This window comes from Sphingomonas sp. (genome assembly GCF_019635455.1).
Lineage (GTDB): Bacteria > Pseudomonadota > Alphaproteobacteria > Sphingomonadales > Sphingomonadaceae > Sphingomonas.
In genome coordinates, this window is the sequence record NZ_JAHBZJ010000008.1 from 89,530 (window position 1) to 115,992 (window position 26,463).

Consider the following 26,463-nt stretch of genomic DNA (forward strand, 5'->3'; position numbering starts at 1 on the left):
CCGGTGTCATCTACCCGCGCGCGTCCGATTTGGCGAGGGGGCAAGTGCGCGCTATGCAACCGCCATGAAGAAGACCGGTCAGGCGACGATCAACGACGTGGCGCGGCTCGCGGGCGTGTCGAAAAAGACCGTCAGCCGCGTCATCAACCGATCCTCGCTGCTCAACGAGGAAACGCGCGAGCGGGTCGAGAAGGTGATCGCGGAGATCGGCTATGTTCCCAATCCGCAGGCCCGCGCGCTGGCGCTGCGCCGCAATTTCCTGATCGGCCTCATCCACGACAACCCCAATCCGCACATGGTCCTGAACGTGCAGCAGGGGCTGCTGGAAGTGCTGCGTGACACCGAATTCGAGTTGATCGTCCACCCGGTCGATCGCGGATCGCCGACGATGCTTGAGGACATTGCCCGCTTCCTCGAACGCCAGCGGCCCTATGGGGTGATGCTGTTGCCACCGATTTCGGAGAATGATTCGCTCGCCGCGCTGTGTGGAGAGATCGGTGCGCGCTATGTGCGCATGGGGTCCGCGCTGTTCGACGCGGGCGAACATATGGTCGCGTCGAACGACCGGGAGGTGGTGCGCGGCGCGATCGGCCATCTGATCGAACTGGGCCATCGCCGCATCGGCCTGGTCCAGGGACCCCATGGCTTCCGTTCGGCGCAGGAGCGCAGCCTGGGCTATGAAGCGGGGTTGGAGGATGGCGGGGTCGCGATGCAGCGGACGCTGATCGCGCAGGGCGACTATACGTTCGAATCGGGCATGCGCGCCGCCGAGCGCCTGCTCGACCTGTCGCCGCGCCCCACCGCCGTCTTCTGTTCGAACGATGCGATGGCGGCCGGCGTGCTCCACACCGCGCGCCAACGCGGGCTGGACGTGCCGCGCGACCTGTCGATCGTCGGGTTCGACGATACCGCGATCGCTTCCTATCTGTGGCCGCCGCTCACCACGGTGCGCTGGCCGATCGCCACCATGGCGCGCGCCGCCGCGCTGAAGCTCATCGCCAATGGAGAGGATGACGATGCGGACGAAAGCGCGGAGTCGCTGTTCGTTTCGACCCTGATCCGGCGCGCGTCCGTCGCGCCGCCGGCCGAATGAAGCGGTTGAAACCCGATCTGACACCGGTTACCATTAGCGCTCTTGGAGAGGAAGCCTGAACCCGTGCATCCGCTGCACCTCGATCCTGACCGGCTGTTTCCGGCCGATCCCGGCACGCGCGACGTGGCGCGCGCGCTCTACGCGCAGGTCGCGGACCTGCCGATCGTCAGTCCGCACGGCCATACCGATCCGGCCTGGTTCGCCACCAACGATCCCTGGAAGGATGCGACCGAGCTGCTGCTCGCGCCCGATCATTATGTGTTCCGCATGCTCTATAGCCAGGGCATCGACCTCGACGCGCTGCGGGTTCCGCGCAGGGACGGCGTCCCGGCCACCGATCCGCGCGCGGCCTGGCGGGTCTTCGCCAGCCATTATCACCTGTTTCGCGGCACGCCGTCGCGGATGTGGCTCGATCATGTCTTCGCCGACGTGTTCGGCCTCGACCGCCTGCTGAGCGCGGCGACCGCCGACGCCTGTTACGACGCGATCAACGAAGCCCTGGCGACACCGGCCTTTCGCCCCCGGGCGCTGTTCGAACGGTTCCGGATCGATTTCCTGGCGACGACGGAGGGAGCGGACGATCCGCTGCACCATCATGCCGCGATCCGCCAGTCGGGGTGGGGCGGCAGGGTCGTCACCACCTATCGCCCGGACGCGGTGATCGATGTCGAGCATGAGGCGTTCGCCGGCGCGATGGCGGCCTTTGCCGACCTGACCGGACGGGACGTGCATAGCTGGCCGGGCTATCTCGACGCGCACCGCGCACGCCGCGCCGATTTCCGCGCTGCCGGCGCCACCGCGACCGATCACGGCTTCGCGACCGCCCAGACCGCGAACCTCTCCGGCGCCGAATGCGAAGCGCTGTTCGCGCGGATCGTGGGGGGAAGCTGGGACGCGGCCGATGCCGAGCTGTTCCGCGCCCAGATGCTCACCGAAATGGCCAAGATGAGCGTCGAGGACGGGATGACGATGCAGATCCATCCCGGATCGTGCCGCAACCACAATGCTCGGCTGTTCGCGAGCCATGGTCGCGACAAGGGGGCGGACATCCCCATGCGCACCGATTATGTCAACGCGCTCAAGCCGATGCTCGATGTCGTCGGCAACGCGCGCGACCTGACGGTCATCCTCTTCACGCTGGACGAAAGCACCTATGCGCGCGAACTCGCGCCGCTCGCCGGCCATTATCCCTGCCTGCGCCTCGGCCCGGCCTGGTGGTTCCACGACAGTCCCGAGGGCATGCGCCGGTTCCGCGAGATGACGACCGAAACCGCGGGATTCTACAACGGCGTCGGGTTCAACGACGACACCCGCGCCTTTCTGTCGATCCCGGCGCGGCACGACGTCGCGCGGCGCGTCGATTGCGCCTTTCTCGCCCGCCTCGTCGCCGAAGGGCGGATGCAGGACTGGGAGGCGGCCGAGCTGGCGCTCGACCTGACTTCGACGCTCGTGCGCAAGGCGTACAAGCTGGACCCGTTCACCCCGGCTGCCGCAGCGGCCTGACTGGAGCACATCATGTTCGATCGTACCTATTACGCCACCCACCCCGATATGATGGAGTGCGTCTCCAATGACGAACTGCGCGATCGCTACCTGATCCAGGGCCTGTTCCGGGACGGCGAATGCGTGCTGAACTATACCCATGCCGATCGGTTCGTGATCGGCGGGGTCGCGGTCGGCGCGGCGCCGGTGCAGCTGCCGGCGCAGGAGGAACCGGCCAGCGCGAAGGGACACCCGTTCCTCGAACGGCGCGAGATGGCGGTGGTCAATGTCGGCAGCGTCGATGGCACCGTCACCGTCGATGGCGAAAGCTTCACGCTCGGCAACAAGGATTGCCTCTATGTCACCATGGGCGCGCAGCAGGTCGAATTCGCGGGCAACGGCGCGCGCTTCTACCTCGCCTCCTGCCCGGCGCATAAGGGCTTCACCACCCGCAAGCTCGGCATCGCCGACGCCAACGCGCTCGATCGCGGCAGCCTGGCCGAATCGAACGCGCGCACCATCTATCAGCTGGTCATTCCCGGCATCTGCGACAGCGCCCAGCTGGTGATGGGGCTGACGGTGTTGAAGGAAGGCAGCGTGTGGAACACCATGCCGCCGCACATTCACGAGCGCCGGAGCGAGATCTATTTCTATTTCGAACTCGACAATCTCGACACCGACCGGGTCATGCACTTCATGGGCGAGGGCGAGGCGACCCGCCATATCGTGATGCAGAACGAGGAAGCGGTGATCAGCCCGCCCTGGTCGATCCACATGGGCGCCGGCACCAAATCCTATGCGTTTATCTGGGCGATGGCCGGCGAGAACCAGGACTATACCGACATGAACGTCCTCGACATCTGTCAGCTGGCCTGATCGCGATGGGCAATCCCTTCGATCTTTCCGGCAAGGTCGCCATCGTCACCGGCGCGAATACCGGGATCGGCCAGGGCATCGCCGTGGCGCTCGCCGCGGCGGGCGCCGATATCGCCGCCGTGGGCCGATCGCCGGCGACCGAAACGGTGGAGAAAATCCATGCGCTGGGCCGCCGCGCGGTGATCGTCTCCGCCGACCTTTCGACCATCGAACCGGTCCGGCGGATCGTTGACGAAACGGTCGGGCAACTCGGTCGGCTCGATATCCTGGTCAACAATGCCGGGATCATCCGCCGCGCCGACAGCGTCGATTTCACCGAGGCGGACTGGGACGCGGTGATCGACACCAATCTGAAATCGGTGTTCTTCCTCAGCCAGGCCGCCGCCCGCCACATGATCGCCCATGGCGGGGGCAAGATCATCAACATCGCCTCGATGCTGACGTTCCAGGGCGGAATTCGCGTACCCAGCTACACCGCCTCCAAATCCGGCGTCGGCGGCCTGACCAAATTGCTGGCGAACGAATGGGCGCCAAGGGGCATCTGCGTCAACGCGATCGCCCCGGGCTATATCGCGACGAACAACACCGAGGCATTGCAGGCCGACGAGACCCGCAACCGCCAGATCCTCGAACGCATTCCGGCGGCGCGCTGGGGCGATCCGGCGGATCTGGGCGGCGCGGCGGTGTTCCTCGCCTCGTCCGCGTCGAACTATGTGCAGGGCCATATCCTCGCCGTCGATGGCGGATGGCTGGCGCGCTGAGCCGGCACGAAAGGGAAAAGATGACCGACGGCCGCATCGTCTGTTTCGGCGAACTCCTCCTCCGCCTGACCGCACCGGGGCGCGAGCTGCTGCTTCAGACGGGCGCGTTCGACGTGCATGTCGGCGGGGCGGAGGCGAATGTCGCCATCGGCCTCGCCAATCTCGATCACCCGGTGGCGATGGTCAGTGCGGTGCCGGCCAACCCGCTGGGCGAAGCGGCGGTCCGCTTCGTTCGGGGTCAGGGCGTCGATACGGCCGCGATCCAGCGCCGCGACGGACGAATGGGCCTTTATTTCCTCTCGGTCGGGGCCGGACTGCGCGCATCCGACATCGTCTATGACCGCGCCGGATCAAGTTTCGCGACCGCGCCGGCCGACGCGTTCGACTGGCGCACGATCCTCGCCGGTGCGGGCATGCTGCACCTGTCGGGCATCACCCCCGCACTCGGCCCCGCAGCATCGGCCGCAGCAATCGCCGCAGCAACGACCGCGCGGGACCTGGGCGTGCCGATCAGCTTCGACGGCAACTACCGCGCCCGACTGTGGGAGGCATGGGACAGCGATCCGCGCGATGTGCTGACCCGGCTGGTCGGCATGGCCGACACGCTGTTCGGCAACCATCGCGATGTCTCGCTGCTGCTCGGCCGCGACTTTTCGGGCGATGGTCCCGACCGCCGGCGCGAGGCCGCCGAAGCGGCGTTCGCCGCCTTCCCCAACCTCAAACGGATCGCATCGACCGCGCGCCATATCGACGATGCCGATCGGCACCGCATCGCCGGACGGATCGATACGCGGGAGCGCGGATATCAGACCGATGAGGTGGTGGTCGCCGGAATCGTCGATCGGATCGGTGGCGGCGATGCCTTTGCCGCCGGCATCCTGCACGGCATCCTCACCCATCGCGATCTTGAAGCGACGGTGGCATCGGGGCTTGCGCTCGCCTGCCTCAAACATTCCCTGCCGGGCGATGCCAGCCTGTTCGGACAAGGCGATATCGACGCCTTTCTGGCGGGCGGGCTGGACGTGCGGCGATGATCGCGCGGCGCACGCTGCTGGGCGCGGGGGCGGCACTGGCCGCCTCGCCGGGCTTTGCCATGGCAGGGGAAGATCCCGTCGCGACCGGCACCACCGGCCGCTGGCGGGGAAGGCGCGAGGGCGCGGTGCAGGCGTTTCTCGGCATCCGCTATGGCGCCGACACCTCCACTACCCGCTTTCGCCCGGCGCGCGCGCCGGCACCGGTGCGCGAGACGCTGGCCGCCACCGCCTTCGCGGCCAGTTGCCCCCAGCGCAACAGCCTGTCCGGACAGGCGGAGGATTGCCTGTTCCTCAACGTGTGGACCCCCTTGGCGACGCCGGGCGCGCGACGTCCGGTAATGGTGTATTTCCACGGCGGCGCCTATTCGAACGGCACCGTGATCGAGCCGCAGCTCGTAGGCGCGACCCTCGCCGAACGGGGCGATGTCGTCGTCGTCACCGTGAACCACCGGCTCAACGCGCTCGGCTATCTCTATCTCGCGCGGCTCGATCCGCGGTTTCCCGACAGCGGCAATCTGGGCCAGCTCGACCTCATCCTCGCGCTGCGCTGGATCCGCGACAATATCGCCGGGTTCGGCGGCGATCCCGCGCGGGTGATGGTCTTCGGCCAGTCGGGCGGCGGGGCCAAGATCGCGACACTGATGGGCATGCCCGCCGCATCCGGGCTGTTCCACCGCGCCGCGACGATGAGCGGGCAACAGATCACCGCCAGCGGCCCGCTGAACGCCACCGCCCGCGCCCGCGCGCTGCTGGCCAAGCTGAATGCCACTCCCGGCGATCTGATCGACATGCCGGTGCGCAAACTGGTCGAACAGGGGCTGGCGGCCGAGGATCCGGTCCTGGGCGGCGGCGTCTATATGGGGCCGGTGCTCGACATGAAGTGGCTGACGCGCCACCCCTTCTGGCCCGACGCCAATCCGCTGGGCAACGCGATTCCGATGATCCTGGGCAATACCCATGACGAAACGCGCGCGTTCATCGATCCCAACGGCCCCGCCGTCCGCACGCTCGACTGGGCGAACCTCGCCGAACGCATGGCGCCACAGCTGCGCATCGACATCCATCCCGAATGGGTCGTCGCGCAATATCGCGCACGCTTCCCCGGCTGGACGCCCCAACAGGTGTTTTACGCCGCGACGACCGCCGGGCGCAGCTGGCGCGGCCAGGTGATCGAGGCGGAGGAGCGGGCAAAGGCCGGTGTTCCTGCCTGGGTGTACCAACTCGATTTCGCCTCGCCCGTCGCGCCCGAACGCGGCGCGGCGCACACCCATGACATCCCGCTGGTGTTCGGCACGATCGGCGCGGAAGGCACCGTCTCGGGAACCGGGCCGGGCGCGCAGGCGGTGTCGGCCGCGATGCAGCGGGCGTTCGTCAACCTGGCCGCGAACGGTGACCCGAACGGCGCGGGCATCCCGGCCTGGCCAAAGCACATGCTGGCCGATCGGGCGACGATGATCTTTGACGCGCAAAGCCGGGTCGAGAATGATCCGCGCCGGTGGCAGCGCGACCTGTTCGCGCGCGTCCCCTATATCCAGCCGGGAAGCTGAACCCGCCGCGCCCGCCCGATAGGGCTACAGATAGCCGCCGTCCTGATAGATGAGCGGCGCCACCGTATCGCTGACCCGCACCCCGATCACCCGCGCGATCGCGATGCTGTGCGTTCCGTAGGCGAGCAGCGCATCGACCACGCAGCGCAGATTGGCCTGCGCCCCCTCAAGCGCGGGCAGGCCGCTCGCATCCTCGACCCAGCTGCCGACGCCGAACCGCTCGTCACGGGGCAGGCCGCCGCCGAATGCGGCCGACACTTCATGCTGATCGCGTGAGAGCAGGCTGACCGAGAGCGGGGCGGCCGGGACCAGCAGGGCGTGGAGCGACGCCGCGCGGTTCACGCACACCAGGACCGCGGGGGGATCGACGCTGAGCGAGGTGATCGACGTCGCCGCCATGCCGACCGGGCCATCGTCGCCGCGCGCGCAGACGATCGCGACGGTCGAGGCGAGCCGCCGCATCGCCGTGCGGAACAGCACCGGAATCGCATCGCCGGAATGGTCGGACGGGTCGATCATGTGCGCAAAGGGGCAAAGGGCGACCGGGTGTTCGCGACCCGAACCGGGTGGCCGACCGTAGGGAACGTCATCACCCGCGCACCGTCGCATTCTTTACCGGACGTGTCGATCCCCGAACGCGCGGCGTCGTCCGTCATCCCGGCGGAAATGCCCGCCGGCGGTCGCCCGGTTCGGGCGTGCCGGCACCCCAGCCCCAGCCCCAGCCCCCGCCAAGGCCGGCATGCGCGCGGCGGTCGGGGCGTCACGCTCCGGTCAGTTGCGCATCGCCTTGTCACGCGGCGACAGGCTTTCCTGGATCGGCCCCTTCTGCCCCGGATACCGACCCGACTTCGGCTCCATCGTATCGAGGTTCCAGTCGGCCTCGACAAAGGGCGCCTGGCTGGGGGCCATCTTGGGATAGCCGCCGACCTGTTTCTCATCGTCGATGATGTCGCCGCGTCCCTCGGCGACGAAGAACAGCACGCGGATATCGTTGGCGTCGCGATCCCAGGGCCGCGCGCCGGCATTGGCGAGCACATGCGTTTCGACGTCGCGGGTCGGCATCACCGGCAGGCCGGCCGGCCAGACCGGCGGGGTCTTTTCCTCGATCAGCCGCGCGCGCGTCTCGCCATAGCGTCCGAACATCGGCAGCGACTTGCCATGCTTGTCCACCGCGATGTTGTCGCTGCCGTGATAACGCAGATCGCCGTCCCCACCCAGCATGAGGAACGGCAGCCCATCCTCGGTCGAGGGGCCGGCGCGCATCACATTGCCGACCGCCGACAGCTCGCCGGTGACATAGGGATGGCCCGCCCATTCGAGTGCCATCAGGTTGTAATGTACCGCTCGCCGGCCGGGATCATAGATCAGGTTGTTGACCACCGCCGCCTGGACGCCGCCCTTCAGCAGCGGGCTGCGCTCGACATTATGCGCATAGATGTTGCGATAGATCAGGATGCCGGTCGCATTGTCGTGGATCAGCGACCCCTTTGAATGTTCGCCCTTGGGATGGCTGGCATTCGCGAGCCCTTCCGAGAGAAGATTGTAGCTGAAGGTGATGTTGTGGCTGGTATTCCTGCGCCACTCGGTCACGTCCTTGCCGTTGAACCGGGGGCCGGAAGCGGACAGGTTCTCGTCCACCGCCCAGCTCATCGTGCAATGATCGACGATCACATTATAGGCGCCACCGACCGTCGAAAAGGCATCCGCCTCCCATCCGCTCATCCGGGCCTGGCCATCCACGCCGGTGCGAATCCGGATGTGGCGAACGATCACGTCATGCGCCTTCATGTCGATACCGCCGCGGATCAGGGTGATGCCCGGCGACGGCGCGGTCTGGCCGGCGATGGTGAGATAGGGTTCCTTCACCTCCCAGGTCTTCAGCCCCATGTCGATGACGCCGCCGACCTCGAACACGACGATGCGCGGCCCCTTCGCGTCGAGCGCGGCCTTGAAGCTGCCGGGGCCGTCCGCGTTGAGGTTGGTGACGCGGATGATCCTGCCGCCGCGCCCCCCCTGCGTCACCGCCGCCCAGCCCACCGCGCCCGGAAAGGCGGGGCTGGCGGTCGCAGCGGGCGGCGTGCCGGGACGTGCATTGGCCGGGGCGGTGACGGCCGCGAACATGGCGGCGCCGGCGATCGCGGTCGCGAATATGAGCTTCATCCTGATACTCCTCTACACTGGCCGGTGGGAGGGGGGGATTATCCGCCCGCCAGCTCGTTCAGATAGGTTTCGATATTGGTGTAGCCGTCGCCGTCGCGATCGCCCGCCGAATCGTCGCGCGCGGGATCCAGGCCGTGCCTGCGTTCCCAGGCGTCGGGCATGCCGTCGCCATCGCTGTCGCGTGGCGGCGCGGTCGAGCGCAGCGCCGGCCAGCCGCCCATTTCGCGCTGGCTGTCGATATGGCTTCCGGTGCGGCTGCGCACGCCGGCGATCACCGCCGCATCGATCGCGTCACGGCTGCGCGACGCGCCCGCGCTGGCGAGCACCGCCGCCTCGACCGTCCCCGCCCCGGCACAGCTGACCGGCGGCATCGGCACGGGCGCCGCGAGTTTCTGCGCGGGATCGACGATGCCGGTGACCAGCGACCAGGGATCGGCCGGCACCTTCCCGTCCATCGCATTGTCGGCGAAATAGGATTTCGCGCGCGGATCGCCCTCGTCGAACGCGATCGGCTTTGCCGACTGCGGGCCGCGCAGATAGGCGTTACCCACGAAATTATAGCGCGACAGGCTCAACGTATCGGCATTGTAGCCCGATCGTCCGCCACCCCAATTGTAAAAGAGGTTGCAGCGGAAATCGAAATAGGCGCCGTCGGGATCGGCATCGGCCGATGCGTAATTGCCCGGCCGCGGCATCCGCGCGCTGTGGTTCGCCCACAGATTGTGGTGAAAGCTCGCCCGCGCCCCACGCCCGCCGCGGATCAGGCTGCCATAGCCGTGCGCACCCTTGGCATGAAGCGAATGGGCGAGCGAATTGGCGATGATCGACCATTGCACGGTGACGTCGTACCAGCCCTCGTCCGGCCGGGCATAGTTGCCGGACACCGACAGCGTTTCGTCCACCGACCAGCTTGCCGAGACATGGTCGAGGATGATCCGCCGACCGTCACGCACCCAGATCGCATCGTCCTGCGTCCTTGATTCATCGCCCAGCCGCGAACGGATGAAGCGGATCACGACGTCGTCCGCCTGAACGATCAGCGGAAAATCGCGCAGGGTGACGCCATCGCCCGGGGCGCTCTGCCCCGCGATGGTCACCCGCCCCGCCCGCACGACCAGCGGCTTTTTGAGCTGGATCGTGCCGGAAACCGCAAACACGATGATACGCGGTCCCACAGCCTCCACCGCCGCACGCAGGGTGCCGGCGCCATCGTCCTCTAGGCTGGTGACGATCAGCACCCGGCCCCCGCGCCCGCCGAGCGCGATGGCTCCTGCCCCTTCGGCACCCGGAAAGGCGGGCAATGGCACCGCCGTCGTCGCGGCCGCGGCGAGGAGCAGGAGCGCGACCGGCATCAGAACACCGCGCGCGCGCCGATGGTGACGATCCGTCCGGTGCTGGCATAGCTGTTGGTCACCGGGTTCGCTTCGTACATCGTCCGGTATTGCGGGGTGTTGGTGAGGTTGCGCGCCTCGAGCGAGACGCTGAGCGCCGTCGTGATCGCATAGGACATCGAGAAGTCGAGATTGAACGTATCCTCGTTATAGCCGAAATCCGCGACCACCGGCGAGTTGCAGGGACCGCCCGCATTGGTGGTGGTGCCGACCGCGCAGGTTCCCGACGACAGCGGGAAGCGGTTGACGTAGCGCATCCGGTAGGCGCCCGACACGCGCGCCTTGAGCGGCCCATATTCATAATAGACCGTCGCGTTGAACGAATGCGGCGACGTGTTGAGGAACGGCGCGCTCGCAAAGCTGTTCACCGCCGTCGATCCGGTCTGACCCTGCGTGGTCGAGAGCGCGGTCCCGGTGAGGTAGCTCAGTTTCGAATCGATATAGGTGTAGTTGGCGGTCACGCCGAACCGCTGGAGGAAGCCGGGCAGGAAGAAGAAGTTCGACTGAACGTTCACCTCCAGCCCGCGAATGGTGCCGCCGGGCGCGTCGTTGAACTGGCGCACCGCGAACACCCCGCCATCGGTGATGTACTGGGCGAGCGTCGGGCTCGTCACATTCGCCAGGATCTGATCGACGATCGCCTGTTCATACACGTCCTGCAACGCGAACTCGCCGGCCACCTGCTGCGGGAAGGAATCGATCTTCTTCTGGAACAGCGCGAGGCCGAGAAAGCCGTTCGAACCGAAATAATGTTCGAAGCTGAGGTCCAGATTGGTCGATCGGAACGGGCTGAGATAGGGGTTGCCGACGGTGATCGACGGCGCCGACCCGCCGACGGTAAGTCCGCTCGGGAACGAGGTCGTCCCGGGCGTCAACGCCGAAAGCTGTGGCCGCGACATCGTCTTGGCCGCCGCCGCGCGGATCAGGAAATTGCCTGCCACCTCCCAGGTCAGGTTCCCCGCCGGCAGGATGTCGGTATATTCGTTGCGCGCGGTCACGATCGTGCCGAGCGCGCCATTGGCCGCACCGCCGACCGAGCCGGTGCCATCGACCCGCGTATTGGCGACGCGAACGCCGACATTTCCGCGCAGCCGCCGCCCCATCAGGTCGATGTCGAAATCCATCTGGACGAAGCCGGCCATGTCGCGCTCGGTCACGGCGTTGCGCTCACGCCCGTCCGCCTGGGCGCGATAGTCGCCCCATTTGTTGATGCAGTTGCAGTCGATCGAGAAATAGCTGCGGAACTTGTCGAGGTCCGGGGCATAGAAGCTGGTCGGCGTTCCCGCCGGCACCGTCAGCCCCTGGCCAAAACCGACCGTCTTGCCCAGATCTGTGATCTTCAGCCCCGCCTCGAGCAGCGTCGGGTTGATCGCCTCGATCCCCGAATTGCGCCGCCCCTGCGCGCTGTCGAACGCGAATTCCTTGTACGTGCCGCCGAACCGCAATTTGAACTGATCGTTCAGTTCCCAGGCGAAGTTGGCGCGGCCGACACGGAATTCGTTGTTCACCTCGTTGGTGAAGTAGCGGATCGTCGACAGCCCCTTGACCAGCGTCCACTGATTGGGGTCCGACACGTCGAAGCCGGGGTTGAACACCGGCATCTTCCCGCCCGCGCGGTCGTCGAAGACATAGCCGTCGCGATCGATCGCGTTGAATTCGGCCAGCAGGCCGACGCCGCGGAATTCGGAGCGTGACCAGCCGCCGGTCATCTCGACCCGCAGACGATCCGAGAATTCGTGACTGATGTTGATCGTCGCCTGTTTGAAATCGGTCTGGCCGGTCTGCGAATCGGCGAAGCTGCGCCAGTCGACATCGTCGAGGACGAGATAATCGGCCTGTCCCGCCGCATTGACATGCGCCTCGCGGATCTTGGTCGAGGGGCGGCCGATCAATTCGTCATAATAAGCGGTGCCGTTGGCACTCGGGATATAGCCTGGCGAAACCGTCGCGTTGTAATAGTCGAACGGGTCCAGATTATAGGGATTGTAGCTGGCGCGCGTGCCGGCGACGAGCGTGTTGCCATAGAGCTGCTGCCCGCAATCGAGCGCGGCGCTGGCGTCGCAGCGCGGATAGAGCGCACGCCGGTCGGCCAGGCCGTTCGCCGTGTTGATCGCCCGCAGCGTATTCTGCTGCGCCCGCGTGTTGGTTCCGTTGCGGTTGAGGCCGATCGTGGTGATGCCGAGCGAGTTCGACGTCTGGCGATACCGCGAATAGACGAAGTCGCCGACGATTTCCGTCCGCGAGCTCGGCTGCCACTGGGCGGTGAAGGTCATGCCCAGCCGGTCATAGTCCAGTTCCTGCCGACCGATCGAGGGCAGCGCCGGAATGATGGTATCGGGCGCAATCAGCGCATAGGCGGCGGGGTTCGACCCATAGGTCGCCCCGGTGCCGGCGCCGGCCGGCTGGGCGAAGCCGAACACGTTCGGCGATTTGCCGGCATGCTGCGCATTACGATAGGCATATTCGAACTGGCCGGGATTGCGGCGATAGCTGTCGATCTGCTGACCCTGGTCCTGAAAGGCGACGGTCGCCATCACGCCGAAATTGTCCGCCAGCCGCTTTGAGACCAGCGCCGTCAGCCGCGGGTTCCAGGTCGATCCATTCTCGCGATATTCGGCTTCCACGCCCAGCGCGAGCCGATCCTTCTTATAGGCGAGCGGCCGGCCGGTGGTGAGATCGATGATCGCGCCGAGCGACCCTTCCTCATTGGCGGCGGTGACCGACTTGCTGATCTTGACCCCGCTGAACAGTTCGGACGCGAAGGTGTTGAAATCGAACCCGCGCGAGCGGTTTGCCCCGGCGTCGGACTGATTGCCGCCCGAAACATTCTGCGCGTCCGCCCCGTTCAGGAGCACGCTCTGGAAATCACCGCCCAGGCCGCGCACCGTAATCGTCCGCCCCTCGCCATTGTCGCGATCGATCGACACGCCGGGCAGGCGCTGGATCGACTCGGCGATATTGGCGTCGGGGAAGTCGGCGATGTCCTCGGCGGTGATCGAATCGACGATCTGGTCGGCGCGCCGTTTCTGACTCAGCGCACTGGCGAGGCTGGCGCGATAGCCGGTGACGACGAGCTCACCGCCATCGGCCTTGTCCTCATCCTGCGCGGTCGCGTCCTCGGCCGCCGGCTTTTGCGGTTCGCCACCCGTCTGGCCCGACGCCCAGGCCGGCGCGGCGAACGCCATGCCCAGCGCCAGCGCAAAAGCCGACGACCGGCACGCGAAACGAAAATGCCCCGATGACATAGAACCTCCCCCTCGAAATCTTATCGGCTTCGGGCATGTGGACCGCCCGTTGAATGACACCGGTATCAGCGCTGTCGCCGCATTTCAATCCCGTTCGTTCACCCGGGCGAGATTCGGAACGAAGCTGATGGAAATCCGGCGCTTTCGCGGTCATTTTCGCTGCTACCGAGGTCCGATCAGGGGCAAACTTGACTTGCGCCGAGGAATCGCGGAAAAAGTAATGACACCGGTTTCTGTTGTCGGACGCCGGGACCCGACCATGAGCACATGGCGGTACAGGAGGAGGATGGCCTGAGCACGACGCGATCCCTGCGCTCGGCTCCCTCTTTCCATCGTTTCGCTTCGACGCGGCCAAGGCGTTTCGAGGCAAAAATGCGAACGGTGTCATCGACGCCGTCTGAGAGGGGAATTAGAATGCGAGACACTCAGTATCGCCGCAATGGCGCCCGTTTCCTCATCGCCGCGTCCGCGCTCGTCATCGCCACCGCCGCTCAGGCACAGGATGCCCCGGCGACGCAGGATCCCGCCGCTGCGGACCAGGGGGCCGAAGATGGCGGCATCGTCGTCACCGGATTTCGCGCGTCGCTCGACGCCGCGCTCAACGTGAAGCGCGATTCGGTAGCTGCGGTCGATGCGATCGTCGCCGAAGACATCGCGAAGTTTCCCGACCAGAATCTGGCCGAATCGCTCCAGCGCATTCCCGGCATCGCGATCCAGCGCGACGGCGGCGAAGGACGCGCGATCACCGTTCGCGGCCTTGGCTCGCAATTCACCCGGGTTCGCGTGAACGGACTGGAAACGATCACCACCAGCTCCGACGGCGCCTCTGCCAATCGCGACCGCGCGTTCGATTTCAACGTCTTCGCGTCTGAGCTGTTCAGCTCGATCGTCGTCCACAAGACCGCCTCCGCCGATCTGGACGAAGGCTCGCTCGGCGCGGTGGTCGATCTCAACACCGGCAACCCGCTGAAGGGCAAGGAAGGCTTCACCTTTGCCGCATCGGCCCAGGGGTCCTATAACGATCTCGCCAAGACCTGGGGGCCGCGCGTCGCCGGCCTGCTGGGCTGGAAGTCGCCCGACGGCACGCTTGGCGCATCGGTGTCGGCCGCCTATCAGAAGACGACCACGCGGGAGATCGGCAACAACACTGTCCGCTGGGCGCAGGCGCGGTTCGATTCGGTGAACGGCACGCCCTGCTGGACCACCACCGCGACCAGCGGCATCGGCGTCGCCAATTCGGGCGGCGTCTACACGCCCGGTCGGGTCGCCGCGTGCGATACCGCAGCTCTCGCCTTTCACCCGCGTATCCCGCGCTATGGCGAGGTGTCGCACTATCGCGAGCGTCTGGGCCTGACGGGTTCGATCCAGTGGGCGCCAAGCGACAAGACCCAGCTGTCGATCGACGCGCTCTATTCCAAGTTCAAGGACGACCGCCGCGAAAAATGGGGCGAGGTGCTGCTGCGTTCCAACGAGCGGTCGATCGACGTGGTCAATCCGACCTATGACAGCAACGGCAACATGATCTCGGCGACGCTCAACGACGCCTGGGTGCGCACCGAACATTATCTGAAGAAGAGCTCGACCGAATTCTATCAGATCGGCGGCACCTGGGACCAGCAAGTCGGCGACAATTTCCGTTTCACCATGCTGGGCGGCTACTCGCGGTCCAAGGCCGACGTGCCGGTGGAAACCACGATCATCTTCGACGATCGCGATGCGCAGGGCTACAGCTTCGACTATAGCGACATGTGGTTCCCCAAGCTGACCTTCGGGACCAGCGTGACGACGCCGGGCAATTTCCAGCTCGCCGAAATCCGCGATCGCCCCTCGAACGTGGTGAACCAGTTCCGCACCGCGCAGCTGCGCACCGAATGGGACGTGACCGACGGCTTTACGGTCAAGCTGGGCGGCGTGTGGCGGCGCTACAATTTCGACCTGGTCGCCTATACCCGCGACACGGCGGTGTGCGGCAATGGCGGCACCGACCTGGTGCTCGGCACCATCACCTGTTCGGCGACTTCGGCGTTCGGACCCAGCGCGGTCTATGGCTTCCCGGTGACCAGCGCGCTGTCGGAGCTGTTCACGCTCCGGGGGGCGGACGCGCCCAGCGGTACGACGACCCAGTGGCTGATCCCCAATCTCGACGCGGCGGCGGCCTATACCAACCTGTACAGCCGCGCGCTGAAGATCGACACCGGCAACAATCGCGGCGTTCAGGAGGAGAGCAAGGGCGTCTATCTGCAATTCGATGCCAAGGGCGATCTGTTCGGCCTCGACTATGCCGTCAACGCCGGCATCCGCTATGTTCGCACCGACCAGTCATCCTATGGCATCAACAGCGGCGTGACCGTGACGGTGAAGCGCGATTACGAGGATTGGCTGCCCGCGTTCAACCTCGCGCTCTATCCCTCGCGCGACATCATCATCCGCGGCGCGATCGCCAAGGTGATGACGCGGCCGTCGCTGGGCAATCTGACGCCGGGCGGGTCGGCGGACGGCTTCAACTACAAGGTCACCAGCGGTAACCCGTTCCTCGATCCGTTCCGCGCCACCAATTACGACGTCGCGCTCGAATGGTATTTCGCGCCGCAGTCGATCTTCTCGGTCGCGCTGTTCAAGAAGGATGTGGCGAGCTTCCCGGTGTCGATCACCCGCACCGGCACCTTCACCGAAACCGGCCTGTCGCCCTCGGTCCTGGTGCCGTCGTCGCCAGCCGCGCTCAATCCCGCGCTCCAATCGCAGCCGATCTGGACGATCGCGACCACCGGCAACGGCACCGGCGCCTCGCTCAAGGGGATCGAGATCGCGTTGCAGGCGCCGTTCAAGTTCCTCCCCGGCTTCCTGTCCAATTTCGGTGGCATCGTGAACGCGACCTTCGTCGATTCGACGGCGAACTATACGCAGCAGGGGCCCGCGATCACCGCGGGTGGCGCGTTGCAATCGACGACGGTGGAAAACACGCTCTACGGCCTGTCGAAGCGCCAGTACAACGCCACGCTCTATTATGAGGACAGCAAGTTCTCGGCGCGCGCGTCGATCAGCTATCGCAGCCCCTTTACCGATGGCGGATCGGGTACCGGCAACGTGTTCGAGGGGTATCAGGCGATCACCAACGTCGATGCGTCGCTGCGGTACAAGGTGACCGACTATCTCGAGGTTTCGCTCGAGGGGACCAACCTGACCGACGCGTATCGCAAGCGCTGGACCGACCTCAACGCCCAGCGCAATTACGAGAACAACCATTTCGGCCGCACCTTCCTGCTGGGCGCCCGGATCAAGATGTGAGGAAAGGTGGGGACATGGCGAACCGGGAGCGGGCGATGATCGATTCCGGCCGCCGCGTCTTCCTTGCCGCCGCCGGCGCGGGCGCGCTGCTGCCCGCGATCGCGCGGGGGCAGACACCGCCGCCGGGCGCCGGGAAACCCGGTCCGGCGGGATTGCCCGAACCGGGCGAAACGATCGACCTGTGGCCGGGCGGCGCGCCGGGGATGCCGGCCGCCCCCCCGGTCGAGACGGTCAACGAACGCAGCACCGACAAGCAACTGACCGATCGCGCGGTGTTCGGCATCACCCGCCCGCGCATGACCGTGTTCCGCCCGGTGCGCCCCAACGGTGCGGCGGTGCTGATCACCCCGGGCGGCGGATATCGCTGGGTCGTCATCGACAAGGAAGGATATGAGCTCGGCCGCTGGCTGGCGGCGCGCGGGTTCACCGTCTTCGTCCTCTTCTATCGACTGCCCGGCGAAGGCTGGGCGGCGGGACCGGATGTGGCGCTGTCCGACGCGCAGCGCGCGATGCGCCTGATCCGCCACCGCGCCCGCGACTATGGCGTCGATCCGGCACGCGTCGCGGCGATGGGCTTTTCCGCGGGGGGGCATGTCTGTGCCGATCTGCTCACCCGCTTCGCCGCACCGACCTATCGGCCGGTCGATGCGGCGGACCGGCTGTCGGCCCGCCCGACGGCGGCAGCGCCGATCTATCCGGTCGTCAGCATGCGCGCGCCCTATGCCCATCCCGGCTCACGCGCGCTGCTCGTCGGCGCGGATGCGGCTCCGGCGCTCGAACGGGCGCATTCCCCCGATCTCAACGTGCCGGCCGATGCCCCGCCCACCTTCCTGGTCCATGCCGAGGACGACGATGTCGTTCCGGTCGAAAACAGCCTGATGCTGCGCGCGGCGCTGCGGGCGCGCGGCGTACCGGTAGAAACGCATCTCTTCACCCATGGCGGCCATGGCTTCGGGTTGCGCAAGGCACTGGGCAAGCCGGTCGCGGCATGGCCCGATCTGTTCATCGAATGGGCGAGCGGCCTCATCCTTTAGGGGCGGACATGCGGATCGACCGACGCGGCATGATCGGGGCGGCGCTGGCGGGTGGCAGCGCGGCACTCGCACCTGCCCGTGCCAGGACGGCGGACGCCGCACCGCAGCGGCGCCGGGGGTTCGACAATCAGCGCATTCCCGACCTTGGCGACGGCCGCTTCCTCAACCCGCTGATGGCGGGCGACCATCCCGACCCGACGATCCTGAAGGACGGGAAGGACTATTACATGACCTTCTCGACCTTTGATTCCTATCCGGGTCTGGTCATCTGGCATTCGCGCGACCTGTTGAACTGGCAACCCGTGGGCGCGGCACTGACCCGCAATATCGGATCGGTCTGGGCGCCCGAACTGTGCAAGCATGGCGGGCGCTATTTCCTCTACGTGCCGACCAAGGGGCCGAACACCAGCTGGGTGATCTGGGCCGACCGGATCGAGGGGCCGTGGAGCGATCCGGTCGATCTCAACCTGCCCAACCATATCGATCCCGGCCATGCAGTGGGCGAGGACGGATCGCGCTGGCTGTTCCTGTCCGGCGGCGATCGGGTGCGGCTGTCCGATGACGGTCTGCGCCGGATCGGCGAACCCGAACATGTCCATGACCCATGGCGCTATCCCGCCGGCGCGATCGTCGAGGGGTTTTCGCCCGAGGGACCCAAGATCACCCGGCACAATGGCTGGTTCTATCTCGTCACGGCGGTCGGCGGCACCGCGGGGCCGCCGACCGGCCATATGGTGATCGCCGCACGGTCGCGCTCGCTCCACGGCCCGTGGGAGAATTGCCCGCACAACCCGCTGGTCCGCACCACCTCGTCGCAGGAGAAATGGTGGTCGCGCGGCCACGCCACGTTGGTGGAGGGGCCAGCGGGCGACTGGTGGAGCGTGTATCATGGCTATGAAAATGGCTATTGGACGCTTGGCCGGCAGACGCTGCTCGACCCGGTCGAATGGACGGCGGACGGCTGGTTCGCGATGCGCGGCGGCGACCTGTCCCGGCCGATCCCCGCCCCGCGCGGGGGCAGCCGCTCGGGGCCGCACGGCATGGCACTGTCGGACCCGTTCCAAACGCTCGAACTTGGCCGCAAATGGAATTTCTTCCGACCGGCGCCTGACGAGGCCGGGCGCGCGCGTGTCGCCGACGGTTCGCTGTTCCTCGCCGCGCGCGGCACCGCGCCCTCCTCATCCTCGCCGCTGCTGCTGATCGCGGGGGATCAGGCCTATCGCTTCGAATGCGAGATCGAGGTCGCGGCGGGCGGCACGGCGGGTCTGATCCTGTTCTATGACGACCGGCTCTATTGCGGCCTCGGCTTTGACGCCGATCGCTTCGTGACCCATCAATATGGCATCGAACGGGCGCGCCCGGCCAATCCCCATGGCCGCCGGATGCGGATGCGCGTGACCAACGATCGGCACATCGTCACCTATGACACCAGCGGCGATGGCGGCAGGACATGGACGCGTTTCGACCGGGGGATGGAGGTTTCCGGCTACCACCACAATGTGCGCGGCGGATTCCTGATGCTGCGCCCCGGCCTGTATTCGGCGGGTGCGGGTGAAGCGCGCTTCACCGATTTCCGGTTCGAGGCGCTGGCCTGACCGGGGTCAGCCCGGCGACCTGCTGCTCGCCCGCTGGCGCAGGTTGACCGGCACGTCGGCGTCCTCCGCCGGCTGATCGTCGATGCGCCTGAGCAATGCGGCGACGAGCATGCGGCCGGCGGCTTCGGTATCCTGTTCGACGGTCGACAGGGACGGACGTGCATGCGCGCTGCTGCGGATGCCGTCGAAGCCGATCACCGCGACATCCTCTGGCACCGCCAGACCGCGATCGCGCAACGCCGAAAGCGCGCCGATGGCGAGCAGGTCGCCCGCCGCGAACACGCCGTCGAAACGGGTTCCGGACTCGAGCAGGCCCTCGATCGCCGCGCGCCCCTGCGCCTCGCGCGGGCCGGTCGCTGCCTGATCGACGTCGATCAGCTCCAGCCCCGCCTCCGCCAGCCGCACGGCACAGCCCGTTCGCCGATCCTGATAGGCGACATGGTGCGCATGACCCGGCCCGATGAACGCGACACGGCGACACCCACCGGCGATCAGGTGGCCGGCCGCGAGTGCGCCGGCGGCGCGGTTGTCGCAACGGATGCTGGGAATGCGCATGTCCGGCGCGCCCCAGGCGACGATCCGCCTGCCCTCAGCGTTCAGCGCCGCGAAGCGCGCCCACCCCTGTTCGGCGCTGACACTGCCGAGAACGATGGTGCCGTCCGCGTCACGCTCCGCCTCGAAATCGCAGTTGCGGTCCGATCCGTTGGGCTGAAGCGACAACAGGATGCGATAGCCGCGCGCGGCGGCCGCCGTCTCGATCGCGGCGATCAGATCCCAATAGAGCGGATTGACCTCGCGCGGCTTCAGATCGTCCGGCAACAGGATCACCAGCGCGATGCACCGCGTCCGCGCACCGCGAAGCCGCATTGCGCGCCGGTCGGGAACATAGCCGATTTCCCGTGCGATGCGCAGGATGCGCGCGCGCGTCTCCGCGCTGACCCGCGGCGAATCGCGCACCGCGAGCGACACGGTCGGCTGCGAAACGCCCGCCAGCGCCGCGACGTCGAACGATGTGGGCGGCCGCGTCTTCACCTCTGTTGCAATCCCGCGATACCGGCCCGCCGCCGGCGCGCCCGACCCTAGGTCCGCGCGGCGACCGCCGCAATCGCCGGATTGCCGAGCGACCTCAGCGCACCGATGCGGCGCGCGCGGTCAGCGCGACCTTGTCGAGCTTGCCGGTTGCGAGCACCGGAAGCGGTTCGCGCTCGAACCGCCATTCACGCGGCACGCAGAAATAGGCGAGACGTTCACGCGCGAAGGTAGAGAGTTCGTCCGCCGTCGCGACGGTATCCGGTCGCAGCCGGACGAACGCGACCACGGTTTCGCCAAGCTGTTCGTCGGGCGTGCCGACGACCGCGATCTCGGCGACGCAGGGATGTTCCAGCATCGCCGCCTCGACATGCGCGCACGAGATGTTCTCGCCGCCCCGGATGATCATGTCCTTCGCCCGGCCGGTGATGAAGATGAATCCGTCCGGATCGATCCGGGCCAGGTCGCCGGTCGCGTACCAGCCCTCGGCGTCGATCGGTTGCACGCCGGTTTCCCAATAGCCGATCATCAGCGCCGCCGAACGAACGTGCAATTCCCCCTGCCCCGTGGCATCGGGGTCTGCGATGCGAACCTCCACTCCGGGGATCGCCTTGCCCACCGTGCCGCCCTTCTCGACGATCTGGGGCAGCGTGGTGAGCGTGATGAACGCATGCTCCGTCATGCCGTAGCCGCTGGCGAAACGGTCGGCGGCGGCGGGAAGCCGCGCGCGAACCTGGGCGAGCAGCGTGTCGGAGATGTGCATCCCGCCCGAACTCGGCGCAACGAGACTGTCGGTATCGTAGCGGTCGAAGTCGGGATGCTGCATCAACCGCATGAACATCGTCGGCACCGCCTGCCACGCGGTAATGCGTTCGCGCTCGATCAGGGCGAGCGCCTCTTCGGGCCGGAATTTTCCTTCGAGCAGTACCATGCGGTTGCCGTCGATCAGGTTCGCGATACCGGTGACGAGCGCGCCGTTGTGGAACATTGGTGTCGTCATCAGCGACACCCGCTGCCCACCGGGTCCGTCCGGGATCGGCGCGCGGCCGTTCTGGAGGATGTGAAACGTCTGTTGCGACCAGATGAGGATGCGGTGCGAAAGCTGGACCCCCTTGGGCGCACCTGTGCTGCCGGCAGTGAACACGATCGCGGCAAGATCGTCTTCATGTGTGTGCGGGCGCGGATCATCGACCGGCCCTTCGACGCGCGCATGCCACCAGCCCGAAAGGTCGGCGGGGTGCAGCCGCGTCGGCGCCTCCGCGCCCGTCATCGATTCGGACAGGTCGAGGTCGGTCACCACCAGCGCCGGCCGGATCCGCGCGATCGCGCCCGCGGCCTCTCGTTCGCTCCACCAGCGATTGCCAAAGACCGGGACCGCACCGATCCGGAACGCCGCCCATTGGAGCAGCAGGATTTCAGGGCAATTGTAGAGGATCATCATCACCCGCTCGCCACGTGCGACCCCGAGACGCGAGAGCCGCTCGGCGGCGGCGGCCACCGCGCGATGAAAGGCCGAGAAGCTGATCCGCCGGTCGCCCTGCACGATCAGGTCGAGATCGTCGCGATCGGGCGCCAGATCGCACAGGTCGAGAACGTGGCGCAGGCGCTGTTTCCACGCGAGGATCGGCCGGCCGTGCGCCATTGTCCGTTCGAGTTCGCGCCATTCGGGTCCAGCGAGATAGTCGGTGACCGGCATCTTGTATCCCTGATCGTCGGGTTGCGGCTCAGGCGGTGACACAGACGCCAAGCGCGAGCTCATCGGCGCCGCCCCCTTCCAATGTTGTGATTGCGCGATCGGCCTGGTCGAGGCTGAAGCGATGGGTATGCAGCAGGTGCAGCGGGCGCCGCCGCGCCACGATCGTTTCGATCGCCCGGTCATAGCCCCAGTCGCCAGGCCCGTTCACGCCCCGGACGGTCAGTGCCTTGTGCAAAAGCTGATCGGAGGCGATCGGGACCTGCGCTCCCTTCACCCCGACGACGACGATGGTCGCGCCTAGCGCCGCCATGTCGATCGCGGCGTTCATCGCCCATGGTGCGTGGGGCGTAAGATCAACGATCCGCTGCGCGCCACCGCCGCAGATTTCCCGCACGCTGGCGACGATGTCCGTGGTCCGGGAATCGAGCACGTGCGTCGCGCCGAATGCACGGGCCAGTTCGGCCTTGCGGGGATCCCCGCGCCCGATCATCACAATGTTGCGGGCGCCCGCTTCCTGCGCGGCCATCGCACCGGCGATCCCGCGCAGGCCGGGGCCGAGGATGACGACATCATCGCCCGGTTCGGTGCCGGCCGCGCGCACGGTCCATTCAAAGCCGCCCGCCAGCGCATTGTGCAGGGCCGCCTCGGCAATCGGGATGGAGTCGGGGATCAGGTGGACCCGCGACCCGGGGTGGACAAGCATATATTCCGAGAACGCGCCCCATAGCGCACCATCCGCATCGATCGGCCGGCGCCCGTAGACGAAACGGCGCTCACACAGCTCTGGAGCCTCTCGCGCACATCGGCCGCAGCGGCGGCAGGGGGCGACCGGTTCGACGACGATGCGATCGCCCGTGGCGACACCCCATCGCGCCACCGCTTCGGGCGTGATCGCCGCGACATGGCCTACCGCCTCGTGACCGCGCACCACCGGATATTCCCGGTCGCTTCCGGCGCCGAACGATCCGGCATAGTGGCTGACATCGCTGCCGCAGACTCCATTCGCCTCGACCCGCAGCAAGATCTGGCCAGGTGCGATTGCTTCCGGCACCGGGAAGTGCGCCATTTCCATATGGCGCACGGCGGTCTGGACCATGGCGCGGCTGACGGTCATGCGGCGGCTCCAGGAGCGTCCGCAGCAGGCTCTTCCGGATAGCGGCCGAGCGACGCGACGAGGGCCGCCGCGCCGACAAACGCGAGGATCATCGCATGCAGCGCGAGATTGAACGATCCCGTCATGTCGTGGATGAGCGCGGTCGCCTGGGGACCCAGACCGGTGAACAACAGCATCAACCCCGCGAACACCCCGAAAAAAGTCGCGAAATTGCGCGAGCCGAAATAGCGCGAGATCAGATAGGCGATGACGTCGAGTTCGGCACCGAGCGAGAAGCCGAAAGCCAGCGCGGCGACTGCGGCCTCGACCGCAGAAAGCTGATCACGCGCCAGCAACGCCACGCATCCGATCACCGGCACAATGAAGCTGATCGGGCCGACGATCCGACCCTCGACGCGGTCCAGCAGGAAGCCGGTCGAGACGCGTCCGACCAGCGATGCGATTCCGATGAATACCGCGATCGACGCCGCCTCGCCGCTGTCGATCCCCTTGGACCCCAGCAGCGGCACGAAATTGACGACCGACGCGGTCGTCGCGCCGGTGACCAGACAGGCGGCGGCACCCAGCCGGACGAAGCGGCCCGTCATCAGCAATGCACGGACGTCCGGCGATAGCAGCGGTTTGCGCCCGACCGGTGCCGCGACGGTCGAAGGCGGGCGCCCTGGCCGAAACGCCAGCCAGAAGAACGGGAGGGCGCCGATGGCGAATACCAGCGCAAGCAACCGGTATGCGCCGCGCCAGCCCAACGCCTCGATCAGCTGATGCGAGACGAGCGGCCAGAGGGCGGAAGCGAAGCTCGACCCGCACAACGCCAGGCTCAGCGCGATACCGCGATATCGGGTGAACCGCGTGACGACGCCGGCGGCCCACACGGTCGGTTTGGTGACGAGTGCGGCGACGCCGACCAGGATCGACGCCGCCCACCAGCTCCAGATCGATCCGGAAGCGAGGGATAGCGCCGCGAGCGCGGCGGCGAACAGACCAAGGCCCCAAAGGCCAACGAGACGCGACCCGACCCGATCGACGATGATGCCGATCAACGGCGAGAGGAAAAAGACGATGACCCCGACGATCGTCAGCGTGCCAAGTATACCGGCCGAACTCCATCCGGTGTCCCGCGCGATCGGACCGAGAAAAGTGCCGATCGAAAACGTGTGAACGACGCCGAGAAACTGACCGAACGCGGCCATGAAGATCAGCAGACCGCCCCGCAGTCCATCGCCCCGGCGATCCGCGACGATCGTCGTCTCAGGTGTCGCGACCGCGCCGGTCATGCGCCGGCACGTGCAAACGCGCGAGGCGCCGGGGCCGATTGCTGACCGCGTACCAGCCGTCCCGGCAGCGCCCCGGTCGGCGCGCCGTTCCGATAGGTGATCTCGCCCGACACGATCGTCGCGACATAGCCCTCGGCCCCTTGATCGAGCCGCTTGCCGCCGGCGGGCAGATCATGCCGCATCTCGGGAGCGCTGAGCGTCAGGCGATCGAAATCGATGACGTTCACATCTGCCTTGTACCCCGGCTTCAATCGGCCGCGATCGCCAAAGCCGACCAGGTCGGCCGGCTTGCCGGTCAGTTGCGCGATTCCGTCGGCAAGATCGAAACGCTCGTCCCCGCTGGCGTCGCGGACCCAGCGGGTGAGGAAATAGGTCGGAAAGCTCGAATCGCAGACAAGTCCGTAATGCGCACCGCCATCGGCAAGCGCCATGACGGTATTGGGATCGCCGAGCATCTCGCGCACCGCGCGCGAATCGCCGTGGCGGTAATTCGCGACCGGCCAGAACAAAAGCGCCCTGCCGTCGCGCTCGAGCAGCAGGTCGTAGACATGCTCCTCATAGGATTTACCGAGCGCCGCCGCCTTGCGATCGACCCGCTCCGAAGGATCGGGTTCATAATTGGGTGGATCGCCGAGCGGGTAGGACTCGCGCGCACCGGCGATGCGACGCAAGGTCATCGGATCCGATTCATCGGCCTGTTCCGACAACAGCTGTGCGCGGAACGCCGGATCGCGCATCCGCGCCACCTTTTCCGCCAACGGCAACTGCGCGATCGCCCTGAAACTCGGATGCAGCATGAACGGATTGAAGCTGAGGTCGAGCCCGTAGAGCGTCCCGACGCCACGCGGCGCCACCTGCGCGCGGATCGGCAGGCCATCGGCGACAGCCTGGGCCATCAGGTCGATCGAATCGCGCCACGCCTCGGGATCGCCCGAAGGCAGCTGCATCAGCGAATAGGAAAGCGGACGCCGCGCGACTTCCGCGATCCGGCGCATCAGGCGAAATTCTTCGGCGGGCGGATTATCGACGTTCGGGATCAGCTGAAAGACGCCCGCACCCGCATCGCACAGGCCTGCGGCCAGCGCGTTGAGTTCGACCTCTTCGGAAAACAGGCTGGGGATCGGCGCGCCTTGGGTCGTCCGGTGGAGCATGTTGCGAGAGGTGGATATCCCGACCGCGCCCGCCCGGATCGCCTCGGCGGTCAATTCGCGCATTCGGGCAAGATCGTCGGCGGTGGGCGGATCGAAACTCGCGGCGCGCTCGCCCATCACATAGACGCGCAGCGCCGAATGCGGCAGCTGCGCGGCGAAATCGACGTCGAGCCGGCGTTCGGCCATCGCGTCGAGATAGTCAGGGAAGGTTTCCCAGTTCCAGGGAACACCCTGGATCATCACGACTTCGGGAACGTCCTCGACACCCTCCATCACTTCGACCAGAATGTCGCGCTGATGCGGACGGCACGGGGCGAAGCCGACCCCGCAATTGCCCATGACGACGGTGGTGACACCGTGCAGCGAGGTGGGGCCGAGCCGGTCGCTCCAGCTTGCCTGGCCATCATAATGGGTATGCACATCGACGAAACCGGGCGTCACCAGCATGCCCGTCGCGTCGATCTCTTCGCGCCCGGAGCCATCGATCCGCCCGATCGCCGCGATCACCTGACCCTCGATCGCGACATCGGCGACACGCGGCGCGCCGCCCTCGCCGTCATGGATGGTCCCGTTACGAATGACGATGTCATATTTGGCCATACCCGATCCTCTCCACGCCGATCCGCGATGCGTGTCGCCGGAATCTAGTTCGCGTGCGAACCATTTAAATATGGCATCGCTTTGGGTCGATCAAAT

The 26,463-nt window shown here is 66.8% G+C and carries 18 protein-coding genes; 9 read left to right on the forward strand and 9 right to left on the reverse strand.

Annotated elements, in window-relative coordinates; all coding sequences use genetic code 11:
- The first annotated feature begins 64 nt into the window (after positions 1–64).
- From KF783_RS11105 to KF783_RS11130, 6 genes are all read left to right on the forward strand, one after another.
- Positions 65–1,093: a LacI family DNA-binding transcriptional regulator gene (locus KF783_RS11105; protein WP_294079291.1), complete on the forward strand. Its 1,029-nt coding sequence runs from the start codon at positions 65–67 to the stop codon at positions 1,091–1,093.
- 63 nt (positions 1,094–1,156) lie between these two features.
- The gene (uxaC, locus tag KF783_RS11110) at positions 1,157–2,596 is read left to right on the forward strand and encodes a glucuronate isomerase (RefSeq protein WP_294079414.1); all 1,440 of its coding nucleotides are present in this window, start codon (positions 1,157–1,159) and stop codon (positions 2,594–2,596) included.
- Between the two features lie 12 nt (positions 2,597–2,608).
- On the forward strand, positions 2,609–3,451 hold the full coding sequence (gene kduI, locus KF783_RS11115; protein ID WP_294079293.1) for a 5-dehydro-4-deoxy-D-glucuronate isomerase: 843 nt from the start codon (positions 2,609–2,611) through the stop codon (positions 3,449–3,451).
- Positions 3,452–3,456: 5 nt separating this feature from the next.
- On the forward strand, positions 3,457–4,212 hold the full coding sequence (kduD, locus tag KF783_RS11120; RefSeq protein ID WP_294079295.1) for a 2-dehydro-3-deoxy-D-gluconate 5-dehydrogenase KduD: 756 nt from the start codon (positions 3,457–3,459) through the stop codon (positions 4,210–4,212).
- Between the two features lie 20 nt (positions 4,213–4,232).
- Positions 4,233–5,246 (forward strand): sugar kinase, encoded by a 1,014-nt coding sequence (locus tag KF783_RS11125; protein ID WP_294079297.1) that lies wholly within the window; start codon positions 4,233–4,235, stop codon positions 5,244–5,246.
- On the forward strand, positions 5,243–6,793 hold the full coding sequence (locus tag KF783_RS11130) for a carboxylesterase family protein (protein WP_294079300.1): 1,551 nt from the start codon (positions 5,243–5,245) through the stop codon (positions 6,791–6,793). The genes KF783_RS11125 and KF783_RS11130 overlap by 4 nt, the downstream gene beginning before the upstream one ends.
- A gap of 24 nt (positions 6,794–6,817) precedes the next feature.
- Here KF783_RS11130 and KF783_RS11135 read toward each other — a convergent pair whose 3' ends face one another.
- The 4 genes from KF783_RS11135 to KF783_RS11150 all read right to left on the reverse strand — a co-directional run bounded on the left by KF783_RS11135 (position 6,818) and on the right by KF783_RS11150 (position 13,529).
- Positions 6,818–7,312, reverse strand: a complete 495-nt coding sequence (locus tag KF783_RS11135) for a flavin reductase family protein (RefSeq protein WP_294079302.1) — start codon at positions 7,310–7,312, stop codon at positions 6,818–6,820.
- A gap of 252 nt (positions 7,313–7,564) precedes the next feature.
- Positions 7,565–8,953: a pectate lyase gene (locus tag KF783_RS11140; protein WP_294079304.1), complete on the reverse strand. Its 1,389-nt coding sequence runs from the start codon at positions 8,951–8,953 to the stop codon at positions 7,565–7,567.
- 38 nt (positions 8,954–8,991) lie between these two features.
- Positions 8,992–10,305 (reverse strand): pectate lyase, encoded by a 1,314-nt coding sequence (locus KF783_RS11145; protein WP_294079306.1) that lies wholly within the window; start codon positions 10,303–10,305, stop codon positions 8,992–8,994.
- Positions 10,305–13,529: a TonB-dependent receptor gene (locus tag KF783_RS11150; RefSeq protein WP_294079308.1), complete on the reverse strand. Its 3,225-nt coding sequence runs from the start codon at positions 13,527–13,529 to the stop codon at positions 10,305–10,307. Before KF783_RS11150 ends, KF783_RS11145 begins: the two co-directional genes overlap by 1 nt.
- A gap of 474 nt (positions 13,530–14,003) precedes the next feature.
- Here KF783_RS11150 and KF783_RS11155 point away from each other — a divergent pair, with 474 nt between their 5' ends.
- The 3 genes from KF783_RS11155 to KF783_RS11165 are packed head-to-tail and all read left to right on the forward strand — an operon-like array spanning position 14,004 to position 19,503.
- Entirely contained in the window at positions 14,004–16,874 is a 2,871-nt protein-coding gene (locus KF783_RS11155) for a TonB-dependent receptor (protein WP_294079310.1), read from the forward strand.
- 35 nt (positions 16,875–16,909) lie between these two features.
- Positions 16,910–17,908 (forward strand): alpha/beta hydrolase, encoded by a 999-nt coding sequence (locus tag KF783_RS11160; protein ID WP_294079312.1) that lies wholly within the window; start codon positions 16,910–16,912, stop codon positions 17,906–17,908.
- 8 nt (positions 17,909–17,916) lie between these two features.
- On the forward strand, positions 17,917–19,503 hold the full coding sequence (locus KF783_RS11165) for a family 43 glycosylhydrolase (RefSeq protein WP_294079314.1): 1,587 nt from the start codon (positions 17,917–17,919) through the stop codon (positions 19,501–19,503).
- Between the two features lie 6 nt (positions 19,504–19,509).
- Here the strand turns inward: KF783_RS11165 and KF783_RS11170 are convergent, their stop codons facing one another.
- From KF783_RS11170 to KF783_RS11190, 5 genes are all read right to left on the reverse strand, one after another.
- Positions 19,510–20,535 carry a substrate-binding domain-containing protein gene (locus tag KF783_RS11170; RefSeq protein WP_294079317.1) on the reverse strand — a complete coding sequence of 342 codons (1,026 nt, stop codon included), beginning with the start codon at positions 20,533–20,535 and terminating at the stop codon, positions 19,510–19,512.
- A 94-nt stretch (positions 20,536–20,629) separates the two neighbouring features.
- Positions 20,630–22,291: a class I adenylate-forming enzyme family protein gene (locus KF783_RS11175; RefSeq protein ID WP_294079319.1), complete on the reverse strand. Its 1,662-nt coding sequence runs from the start codon at positions 22,289–22,291 to the stop codon at positions 20,630–20,632.
- A complete protein-coding gene (locus KF783_RS11180; RefSeq protein WP_294079320.1) occupies positions 22,257–23,342 on the reverse strand; it encodes an alcohol dehydrogenase catalytic domain-containing protein in 1,086 nt (361 codons plus the stop codon). Before KF783_RS11180 ends, KF783_RS11175 begins: the two co-directional genes overlap by 35 nt.
- Positions 23,339–24,616: an MFS transporter gene (locus KF783_RS11185; protein ID WP_294079321.1), complete on the reverse strand. Its 1,278-nt coding sequence runs from the start codon at positions 24,614–24,616 to the stop codon at positions 23,339–23,341. Before KF783_RS11185 ends, KF783_RS11180 begins: the two co-directional genes overlap by 4 nt.
- Positions 24,613–26,367, reverse strand: coding sequence for an amidohydrolase family protein (locus tag KF783_RS11190; RefSeq protein ID WP_294079322.1), 1,755 nt, complete (start codon positions 26,365–26,367; stop codon positions 24,613–24,615). Before KF783_RS11190 ends, KF783_RS11185 begins: the two co-directional genes overlap by 4 nt.
- Positions 26,368–26,463 lie beyond the last annotated feature (96 nt).